Origin of the sequence: Streptomyces sp. AF1A (assembly GCF_047340315.1) — a bacterium.
Lineage (GTDB): Bacteria > Actinomycetota > Actinomycetes > Streptomycetales > Streptomycetaceae > Streptomyces.
The window spans coordinates 25,180-34,774 of sequence record NZ_JBLEBI010000061.1 but is presented as its reverse complement, the minus strand read 5'-3'; the positions used below and the strand labels follow the sequence as shown (position 1 = coordinate 34,774).

Genomic DNA, 9,595 nt, shown 5'->3' with positions numbered 1-9,595 from the left:
CGAGCCCCACGTACAGCGCGCTCTGACCGTCGTACCGCCGCCTGAACTGCGATTTTGTAAACCGCGAAAATTTTTCCGCGAGGGGTGTGACGTTTCCGGGCCGCGCGACGCAGTACTGAGTGAGCCGACTGGTCATCGGCCGTCGCACTGAGCCGGGGTTCCCCCCGTACCCACGGCTCGTGCACCTGGCGCGGGCGGGACACGTTCCCCCGGTCCCGCCCGCGCCCCGCACACTCACCAGGACACGACGACCTTGTCGCCCACCCGCACCTGCGCGAAGAGCCGGGCGATCGCCGCCTCGTCCCGGACGTTCACGCACCCGTGCGAGCCGCCCGCGTATCCGCGCGCCGCGAAGTCGTACGAGTAGTGCACCGCCTGTCCGCCGCTGAAGAACATCGCGTACGGCATCGGCGAGTGGTAGAGGGTCGACACCCAGTCCCGTGACTTCCAGTACACGTGGAACACACCCTCGCGGGTCGGGCTGTACTGCGTGCCGAAGCGCACGGCCATGGTCGACACGGTCCGGCCGCCGATCATCCAGCGCAGCGTCCGGCTGGTCTTGCTGATGCACAGCACCCGCCCGGTCAGACAGCGCGGGTCCGGCGCGGCGGTCGGCTGACCGCCCATCAGGTACAGCTCCCACCTGCCCGGCGTCCGGGTCATCGCCAGCAGCCGCCGCCAGGTCACCGTGTCCGTCGCGCCGGTCCGCGGCAGCCCGCGCTTGCCCTGGAAGCCCCTGACGGCCTGCTCGGTCAGGTCGTCGTACGAGCCTGTCGGCCCGTCGAACAGCCAGCCCACCTGGCGCAGCCGCGCCTGCAGCTCCCGCACGGCCGGCCCGCTGTCACCGCGCGCCCACAGCACGCGCGGCGCGGGCGCGGCCGGCGATCGCTGGGCCGTTCGGGTGGGACTGGGGACGGGTGTCCCGGCGGGTGCGGTGCCCCCGCCGTCCGGGATCCGGATGTGCACCGGGCCCCGGGGCCTGCCGTCGGCGCCCGCGGGCTGCACGGTACAGCCGCAGAGGGCGGCGAGCGCGGCGGCCGAGGCGAGTACGGCGGCGGGTCTGCCCGTGATCCTCATGCCGGGGATGATTCCCCGCGTGACCGCCGCCGAACTAGGGGGCATGGTGAGGGGTGATACGACGTACTGCGGAGGCTTCCATGGCGCGTGAGTCGGAGTCGGGACTGCCGATCGAGCCGGTCTACGGGCCGGGGGCCCTCCAGGGCTGGGACCCGGCCGAGAAACTGGGCGAGCCCGGCGCGTACCCCTTCACCCGCGGGGTCTACCCGACGATGTACACCGGCCGCCCCTGGACCATGCGCCAGTACGCGGGCTTCGGCACGGCGGCCGAGTCCAACGCGCGCTACCGGCAGCTGATCGCGCACGGCACCACCGGGCTGTCCGTCGCCTTCGACCTGCCCACCCAGATGGGCCACGACTCCGACGCGCCCCTCGCCCACGGCGAGGTCGGCAAGGTCGGCGTGGCGATCGACTCCGTCGAGGACATGCGGGTGCTGTTCGACGGCATCCCGCTGGACCAGGTCTCGACGTCGATGACGATCAACGCGCCGGCCGCTCTGCTTCTGCTGCTGTACCAACTTGTGGCGGAGGAGCAGGGGGTGCGCGCCGACCGGCTGACGGGCACGATCCAGAACGATGTGCTGAAGGAGTACATCGCGCGGGGCACGTACATCTTCCCCCCGAAGCCGTCGCTGCGGCTGACCGCGGACATCTTCAAGTACTGCACCGCCGAGATCCCGAAGTGGAACACGATCTCGATCTCCGGCTACCACATGGCCGAGGCGGGCGCCTCTCCCGCGCAGGAGATCGCCTTCACCCTCGCCGACGGCATCGAGTACGTGCGCACGGCGGTCGCGGCCGGCATGGACGTCGACGACTTCGCCCCGCGCCTGTCCTTCTTCTTCGTGGCCCGTACGACGCTGCTGGAGGAGGTCGCCAAGTTCCGCGCCGCGCGCCGGATCTGGGCGCGCGTGATGCGGGAGGAGTTCGGCGCGCGGAACCCCAAGTCGCTGATGCTGCGCTTCCACACGCAGACGGCGGGGGTCCAACTGACGGCCCAGCAGCCGGAGGTGAACCTGGTCCGGGTCGCGGTGCAGGCCCTGGCCGCGGTGCTGGGCGGCACCCAGTCCCTGCACACCAACTCCTTCGACGAGGCGATCGCCCTGCCGACCGACAAGAGCGCGCGGCTGGCGCTGCGGACCCAGCAGGTGCTGGCGTACGAGACGGACGTGCCGGCCACGGTCGATCCCTTCGCCGGCTCGTACGCGGTCGAGCGGATGACGGACGACCTGGAGGAGGCGGCCGTCGATCTCATGCGCAGGGTGGAGGACCTGGGCGGCGCGGTGGCGGCCATCGAGCGGGGCTTCCAGAAGACCGAGATCGAGCGCAACGCGTACCGGATCGCGCAGGAGACGGACTCCGGCGAGCGGGTGGTGGTCGGCGTGAACCGCTTCCGGCTGGACGAGGAGGAGCCGTACCAGCCGCTGCGCGTGGACCCGGCGATCGAGACGCGGCAGGCGGAGCGGCTGGAGAGGCTCCGGGCCGGGCGCGACCGGGGGGCGGTGTCCTCGGCCCTGGACGCGCTGAGGAAGGCGGCGGAGGGCGAGGACAACGTGCTGTATCCGATGAAGGAGGCGCTGCGGGCGCGGGCGACGGTGGGGGAGGTGTGCGGGGCGCTCCGCGGGGTGTGGGGGGCCTATGAGCCGTCGGAGGTGTTCTGAACCGGGCGGTTGCTTCGCGGAGGCGACCGGAGGGCGGAAACCGCGCCCGCCCGGATCATCGGCGTCACCCCCGGACTCCCGGTGGACCTTCTCCTCGGCGGTGCGGACGACCGACCGCCCCGAACCGGAGTGTCGTACCCCCGTGCGACACTCCTTGCCATGTTCGGCGTCATCGATCTCCCCACCTACCTGGCAGGGCTCGTCCTGATCGTCCTGCTGCCCGGTCCCAACTCCCTCTACGTCCTTTCCGTGGCCGCCCGCCGCGGGGTCCGCGCCGGGTACACCGCGGCCGCCGGGGTGTGGTGCGGGGACACGGTGCTCATGACGCTGTCCGCCGCCGGAGTCGCCTCCCTGCTGAAGGGCAACGCCGTGCTGTTCGGGATCGTGAAGTACGCCGGTGCCGCGTACCTGACCTGGCTGGCGATCGGCATGCTGCGCTCCGCCCGGCAGATGTGGCGCACGCGGCGGCGGCAGGCCGTGCAGGAGGCGGGCGCGCCGGACGCGGCGGCAGGTGAACGGCCCTTCCGCCGGGCCTTCGTGGTCAGCCTCTTCAACCCCAAGGCGATCCTGTTCTTCGTCGCCTTCTTCGTGCAGTTCGTGGACCCCGGGTACGCCCACCCGGCCCTCTCCTTCGTCGTCCTCGGCGCCTTCGCCCAGCTGGCCAGCTTCCTGTACCTCAGCGCGCTGATATTCGGCGGCACCCGCCTGGCCGCCGCCTTCCGCCGCCGCCGGCGGCTGTCGGCGACGGCGACGTCGGCGGCGGGCGTGCTCTTCCTCGGGTTCGCGGTGAAGCTGTCGCTGGCCGGCGCGTAGGGGCGGGTCAGAGGCCGACCCGGGCCAGGTAGGCCCCGAGCCCGTCCGCCGTCTCGCCCGCCCAGCCGACGTACCCGTCCGGGCGGACCAGGAAGACGCCGGGGCCGTACGACCCGGGGGCGGACGGGAGCGCCCGTATCCCGGCGGCTGGCGCCGTCGCCGCGCCCAGCAGTGTCCAGTGCGGCCCCCGGAAGGCGTCGAAGAGGCGTACGCCGGCCACCGTGCCGTCGGGGGCGCGGTCGCCGGCCCGCAGGCCGTCCGGGGCGGTCCGGGTCTCGACGCTCAGCGACGACTCCCGGTACCCGAGTCCGAGTTGCACCGTCGCCCCACCCCGCCTCACCGCGCCGCGGTGCACCCCCGTCGACAGCTCCAGCATGGCCCCGGCGTTGGCCCGCCGCTCCTCCTCGTACGTGCCCAGCAGGGTCTGCCGCGCCCCGTCCCGCAGCACCGCGCCCAGCTTCCAGCCCAGGTTGTAGGCGTCTTGCACGCTGGTGTTGAGGCCCTGCCCGCCGGCCGGTGAGTGGACGTGGGCCGCGTCCCCGGCGAGGAACACCCGACCCGCCCGGAACCGGTCCGCCAGGGCCGCCCGCGGCCGGAAGTCGGACGCCCAGCGCATCTGTGTCACGTCCTCGGCGCCCAGGTGGCTGTAGGCGGCGACCAGCTTGCGGACGCCGTCGAGGGACAGGTCGGGGGCCGCGCCCTGCGGAAGGCGCGCGGCCAACTGGAACTCGTCGGTGCCGGCCAGCGGGCACAGGGCGAGGGCGCTGCCGTCGTCCTGGGGGAACGCGTGCCAATGGTTCCGGTCCAGGCCCCTCACCCGCACGTCCGCCACCACGAACGGCGCCGGGTCGACCGCCTCGCCGGTCATGCCGACACCGAGTGCGCGCCGGACCACCGAGCGCCCGCCGTCGGCGGCGACGACGTACCGCGCACGGACCGTCGTACCGTCGGCGAACTCCACGCAGACCCCGTCCGCGTCCTGCGTCAGGCCGGTGACCCCGCGCCCGAAGGCGACCCGCCCGCCCAGTTCCACCAGCCGCGCGTACAGGATCTCCTGGGTCCGCCACTGGGGGATCATCCGCGGCTCGGTGTACGGCGCGCCCTCGTCGGGCGCCGCCGCCTCGAACAACGGCTCCTCGCCGAGCCGTTCGCCCTCCTTCCAGATCATCCGGTGCGGATAGGGGCCGCTCGCCGCCAGGACCGCGTCCAGCACACCCAGGTCGTCGAACACCTCCTGGGTGCGCGGCTGGATCCCCTTGCCGCGCGAGCCGGGGAACAGCTCCCCGGCCCGCTCCACCACCAGCGCCTCCACCCCGCGCCGGGCCAGGTCGATGCCGAGGGTGAGACCGGTCGGACCCGCACCCACGATCAGGACATCCATCGCGATTCTCCTTAACGTTGTTAAGTTCGGTACGCGTCGGCGAGCGTGCCCTTAACGCTGTTAAGCTGTCAAGTGTGGGTACGGAACGACGGGCTCCCCTGGACCGTGAGCGGGTCGCCGGCACGGCGCTGCGGCTGCTCAACGAGGTCGGCCTCGACGGACTGACGCTGCGCGCCATCGCGAAGGAACTGGACGTCAAGGCGCCCGCGCTGTACTGGCACTTCAAGGACAAGCAGGCGCTGCTGGACGAGATGGCGACGGAGATGTACCGGCGGATGGCGGCCGGCACCGCGCTCGATCCGGCGGACAGCTGGCAGGAGCGGCTGCTGAAGGCGAACCGCGGGCTGCGGGCCGCGCTGCTCGGTTACCGCGACGGCGCCAGGGTCTTCAGTGGCTCACGCTTCACGGGCACGGAGCACGCCCCCGCCCTGGAGGCGAACCTGAGGCTCCTGACGGACGCCGGTTTCACCCTGGCCCAGGCGGTCGACGCCGACCGGACGGCCAATGCGTACACCATCGGCTTCGTCATCGAGGAACAGGGCATGCAGTCCCCGCCGGGCCGGCCCCGCGAGGGCGTCGACATCGACGAACGCACCCGGCGCCTGGCCGGCTTCCCCCTCGCGGCCGCGGTCGGCGGACTCCTCTTCGACGACTACGACCGCCAGTTCGAGGAGGGCCTGTCCCTCGTGATCGCAGGCATCGGCACACGGTACGGAATCAGCTGACGCCCGGCGACGCTCCCGGGGCGCCGCCTCGCGCGCCTTCGGGCGGGCGTCGTCGAGCGGGACGAAGGCGCGGGCCCGCCGGCCGGGCCCGGCCGCGTCACCGGCGTACGGAGCGGCCCAGGCCGCGCGCCTTGCGGGCCATCCGGCGCACCGTGGCGTTGCGCGGGATGAACGCCAGCTGGGCCGGCACCCCGCCGGGCAGGGCCAGGGAGGTCAGCCGCCTGCGCTTGAAGTAACGGGAGGTCCGGTGGCCGAAGTGCCGCGCCAGCCAGCTCTCGGCCTCCCCGCGCAGCCCCGGCAGGACGTTCGGCTGCATCGCGAAGCCCACCGCACGCACCAGCGCGCCCAGCGCCGCCACGTCCATGCCCCGGCGCCGCTCGGCGACCGCCTCCCGGTCGCCCAGCTCGGGCAGCAGGGCGTCGACGATGGTGACCGGCACCCGGTTGCTGTTCTCGTACGGCGTCAGCCGCTCCAGCAGCAGCTCGGTGCCCACCCGGGCCACGGGCAGGCCGTACAGCTCCGAGGCGGTGAGCAGCGCGGTGGAGAAGCAGCCGACGACCAGCGCCGGACGCATCCGCTGGTACAGCACCTCCGCGAGGACCGGGGTGTCGAGGACGGTCAGCCGGGCACCGAGCCGCTTCGCCTCCTGCTCCAGCGTGCGGGTGAAGCGGGCCGGGGCGGTGGGGTGCGGCTTGAACACCACCGTGGTGTGGCCGAGGGCGACCGCGCCCTCCAGCATCCGCACATGCAGGTCCTCCTCCTGCTCGGCGGTCAGTATCTCCAGCGCGGACAGGTACTGGCCGAGCAGCAGCGCGGGCTCCTCGGTCTCCGGCAGCTCCGCTGCGATGGGCGCGAGTTCGGCGAGCACCTTGGTGAAGGCGGGCGTCGGCACGATCTCACCCCCCACGCCGAACTCGGTGAGCAGCAGCGGCTCCAGGCCGGGCACCAGATCGAGGTGGAGCACCCGGTCCACGCGGGTGCCGACCAGCGGGTCGATCTTGTTGCGGGTCGGGCCGTAGCTCATCAGGCCGTCGGCGTAGACCGTGACCGGGGCGCCGTTGAAGATCTGCGCGAGCGTCAGCGACGGGTTGACCTGGATCGACTCCACGGCCAACTCCACGTCGTCCTCGCCAAGGTGCCACTCGTGGCGCAGAAAGCGTTCCCACAGCGGCATGTCGTCCACGCGCGGCGCCCAGCCGCCCGGGTGGAACGGGGAGATCGTCTCGTTGTACGAGATGACGTCGTCGAACCGGTCGCGCAGCTTCTCGAAGCCGGGCACCTCGTCCAGGCCGGGCGTCGTCTCCGGGGTGGCCGCGTTGTTGCAGACCAGCAGGATCCGCCGGCCGGCCGGGCGGAAGCAGCCGGAGTCCAGGGCGGCCGCGAGCGTGGCCGTGCCGTACAGCGTCGACGCCTGGAAGATCTGGGTGGTCACGCGGCGGCTCCCGCGGGGGCCGGACGGCGGCGCAGCCGGCGCAGCTTGCCGGCGCGCTGCAGGTCCATGGAGTCCAGCGCGTCGTCCAGCACGTCCTGCGGCATGCGGCGCAGCGCGGCGGCACTCAGGGATTTCAGCTTCTTCGCCACCGGGGGCTCGAACCTTTCGATGGATCCCAGATGATGGGAAATGATGGCGCAATACGTACGGACGGCTTTGGGCAGCAGCGCGTCCGCCTCCGGATCCTGTGCGGTTTCCGCGACGACCTGGTCGAAAGCCCTGATGAAATCGAGCTGCCGTACGTCACCGATCTGGGTCAGTGACGAGGCGACCCCGCGCCGGTAGAACACGCCCAGCAGACTCACCGCGGCGAAGGACTCCGCCTCGCGGTGCAGCTTCCAGATCCACGGCCGGTCCTCGGCCGTGCGCAGCCCGTCGGTGAAGTGGAGCAGTCCCCGGTCCACCAGCCGGCGGTGGTAGATCCCCGCCCAGGCGTACGCGTAGTCCACGGACGTGGACCGGTCGGCGGGCAGGATCGCCTCCCGCGGGCTCATCACCACGTCCCGCCGCCCGACCGGCACCCGGTGCACGGCGCGCGCCCGGCCGGTGCACTGCACATGGTCGGTGCGCACGAAGTCGCAGCCCAGCCCGTCCATCGCGGCGACCAGCCGCGGGAAGTAGCCGGGGGCGAGCCAGTCGTCGCCGTCCAGGAAGGTCAGGTACTCGCCGCGCGCCCGGTCGATGCCGGTGTTGCGCGCGGTCGCCAGCCCTCCGTTCCGCTCGTGCCGGACGTGGACCGCCCCGGGCAGCTCGCGCTCCGCGCGCGCGAGAATCTCCGGTGTCCCGTCGTGGGAACAGTCGTCCACGAGAATGAATTCGAAGTCCTCACGCGCGTTCGCCTTCAGGCTTCTGAGGGTGTCGGGCGCGTATTGCTGCACGTTGTAGAACGGCACGATGACGGAGAGCTTGACCACGTCAGGGACGTTAGGGGGAAGCCCGTCATTCGTCTTGACGCCTTGCTTGATGCCGGGTGAACGACGCGTGGCGAAGCTGTGAACCGGGCTTTTTCCCGATCCGCTCGCGACCCGATTCGCCATTCGGCGGCATGCTGTTCACCGTTTGTTGCATTCGGGTTGGGCGGAACCTCGGAATGGCTTCCTAGCGTCCTCGGCGTGCCAGCAAGTGCTACGAAGTCCCTACGGGTCGCCGTCCTCGCGGACTCCGACACCCGGTGGAAGTGGGGCGCGCTCACCGCGCGGCGCCTCACTCCGGCGGATGCCGCGGTGCGGCTCGACGGCTACCTCCTGCGGGGCCGCGCCACCCCCACCGCCCGCCAGCTCCAAGAGGTCGGCGTCCGGGCGGACTCCCTCCGCGAGGTCACCGGCGTCGAGTTCCTGCGCGCGATGACCGAGGGGTCGTACGACGTCCTCGTCCTCGCCCTGGTCGGCGGCGGAGTGCAGGCGATGCTGCACGGGCTCGGGAACGTCCTGGGCTGCGGCAGACGTCCCGTCGTCGTCACCGGCTACGTCGGAGTCGTCTACGAGAAGCTCGCCGACGGGCTGCTGCTGCGGCACGGCGCGGACCTGGTCCTCGCCAACTCCCGCCACGACGCGGACCGGTTCCGGGCCGTGTACGAGGGCGTGGGCGCCGACGCCTCCTCGGTCACCGAGGTCGCGCTGCCCTTCCTCGGCGGGAAGCCGTACGAAGGCGAACACGACCCCTGCACCGTGGTGTTCGCGGCCCAGCCCTCCGTGCCGGACAGCCGCAGGGACCGCGCCTACCTGCTCAGCCGGCTCATCGAGCACGCCCGCAGGCACCCGGAGCGCGAGGTGCTGCTGAAGCTGCGCTCCAAGCCCGGCGAACACACCACCCACATCGAGGAGCTGCCGTACCAGAAGCTGGCGCAGCGCACGGACCTGCCCACCAACTTCCGCCTGGTCTACGGCCACATGGGCGAGGTGCTGGACCGCACCGACCTGCTGGTCACGGTCAGCTCCACGGCCGCCCTGGAGGCCCTGCACCGCCGCATCCCCACGGCCGTCCTGACCGACCTGGGCGTGCGCGAGGCGCTCGGCAACCACCACTTCACCGGCTCCGGGTGCCTCGCCTCCTGGGACCAGCTCGACGCAGGACACCGGCCGGTGCCGAACGAGGAGTGGGTCGCCCGGCAGGGCGTCGCCGCTGGGGGCGGATCGTACGAGAGGGCCTTCGACACCGCCCGCGAACGCATCGCCGAGCTCCTCGAGCGCCCCGGCGGCCTGCCGCCCCTGACCCCCTACTACACCCCCGAGACGGCGCCCGGCTACCTGCCCGGCATCCTCGCCCGCCACCACCTCGGCCCCGACGGCGCCCCGCTCCCGGGCACGCCCGCCGCCGACAGGACGCCCGGACCGGTCCGCCGGATCGTGCGCCGTGCCGCGCGCGGCGCCTACCGGCACGGCGTCCAGCGGGTCGCCCCGGTGATCCGGCGCGTGGGGGAGCTGTGACCTCTCTCCAAGGAGGAGAC

The 9,595-nt window shown here is 72.5% G+C and carries 8 protein-coding genes; 4 read left to right on the top strand and 4 right to left on the bottom strand.

Annotated features, from left to right (window positions below):
- Window positions 1–234 precede the first annotated feature (234 nt).
- Window positions 235–1,077: a L,D-transpeptidase family protein gene (locus ACLU3S_RS18515; RefSeq protein ID WP_413952996.1), complete on the bottom strand. Its 843-nt coding sequence runs from the start codon at window positions 1,075–1,077 to the stop codon at window positions 235–237.
- A gap of 80 nt (window positions 1,078–1,157) precedes the next feature.
- On the opposite strand from ACLU3S_RS18515, the gene ACLU3S_RS18510 reads away from it, so the two are divergent.
- Window positions 1,158–2,738 (top strand): methylmalonyl-CoA mutase, encoded by a 1,581-nt coding sequence (locus ACLU3S_RS18510; RefSeq protein WP_413952995.1) that lies wholly within the window; start codon window positions 1,158–1,160, stop codon window positions 2,736–2,738.
- 159 nt (window positions 2,739–2,897) lie between these two features.
- The gene (gene leuE / locus ACLU3S_RS18505) at window positions 2,898–3,551 is read left to right on the top strand and encodes a leucine efflux protein LeuE (RefSeq protein WP_413952994.1); all 654 of its coding nucleotides are present in this window, start codon (window positions 2,898–2,900) and stop codon (window positions 3,549–3,551) included.
- A gap of 7 nt (window positions 3,552–3,558) precedes the next feature.
- Here leuE and ACLU3S_RS18500 read toward each other — a convergent pair whose 3' ends face one another.
- Window positions 3,559–4,932, bottom strand: coding sequence for an FAD-dependent monooxygenase (locus ACLU3S_RS18500; RefSeq protein WP_413952993.1), 1,374 nt, complete (start codon window positions 4,930–4,932; stop codon window positions 3,559–3,561).
- 74 nt (window positions 4,933–5,006) lie between these two features.
- Between ACLU3S_RS18500 and ACLU3S_RS18495 the strand changes: the two genes are divergently transcribed.
- Window positions 5,007–5,657 carry a TetR/AcrR family transcriptional regulator C-terminal domain-containing protein gene (locus ACLU3S_RS18495; RefSeq protein WP_413952992.1) on the top strand — a complete coding sequence of 217 codons (651 nt, stop codon included), beginning with the start codon at window positions 5,007–5,009 and terminating at the stop codon, window positions 5,655–5,657.
- 97 nt (window positions 5,658–5,754) lie between these two features.
- Here the strand turns inward: ACLU3S_RS18495 and ACLU3S_RS18490 are convergent, their stop codons facing one another.
- Together ACLU3S_RS18490 and ACLU3S_RS18485 are read right to left on the bottom strand one after the other, a co-directional pair.
- Window positions 5,755–7,089 carry an alpha-2,8-polysialyltransferase family protein gene (locus tag ACLU3S_RS18490; RefSeq protein ID WP_413952991.1) on the bottom strand — a complete coding sequence of 445 codons (1,335 nt, stop codon included), beginning with the start codon at window positions 7,087–7,089 and terminating at the stop codon, window positions 5,755–5,757.
- Window positions 7,086–8,063 carry a glycosyltransferase family 2 protein gene (locus ACLU3S_RS18485; RefSeq protein WP_413952990.1) on the bottom strand — a complete coding sequence of 326 codons (978 nt, stop codon included), beginning with the start codon at window positions 8,061–8,063 and terminating at the stop codon, window positions 7,086–7,088. The genes ACLU3S_RS18490 and ACLU3S_RS18485 overlap by 4 nt, the downstream gene beginning before the upstream one ends.
- Window positions 8,064–8,261: 198 nt before the next feature.
- Between ACLU3S_RS18485 and ACLU3S_RS18480 the strand changes: the two genes are divergently transcribed.
- On the top strand, window positions 8,262–9,575 hold the full coding sequence (locus ACLU3S_RS18480) for a DUF6716 putative glycosyltransferase (protein WP_413952989.1): 1,314 nt from the start codon (window positions 8,262–8,264) through the stop codon (window positions 9,573–9,575).
- Window positions 9,576–9,595 lie beyond the last annotated feature (20 nt).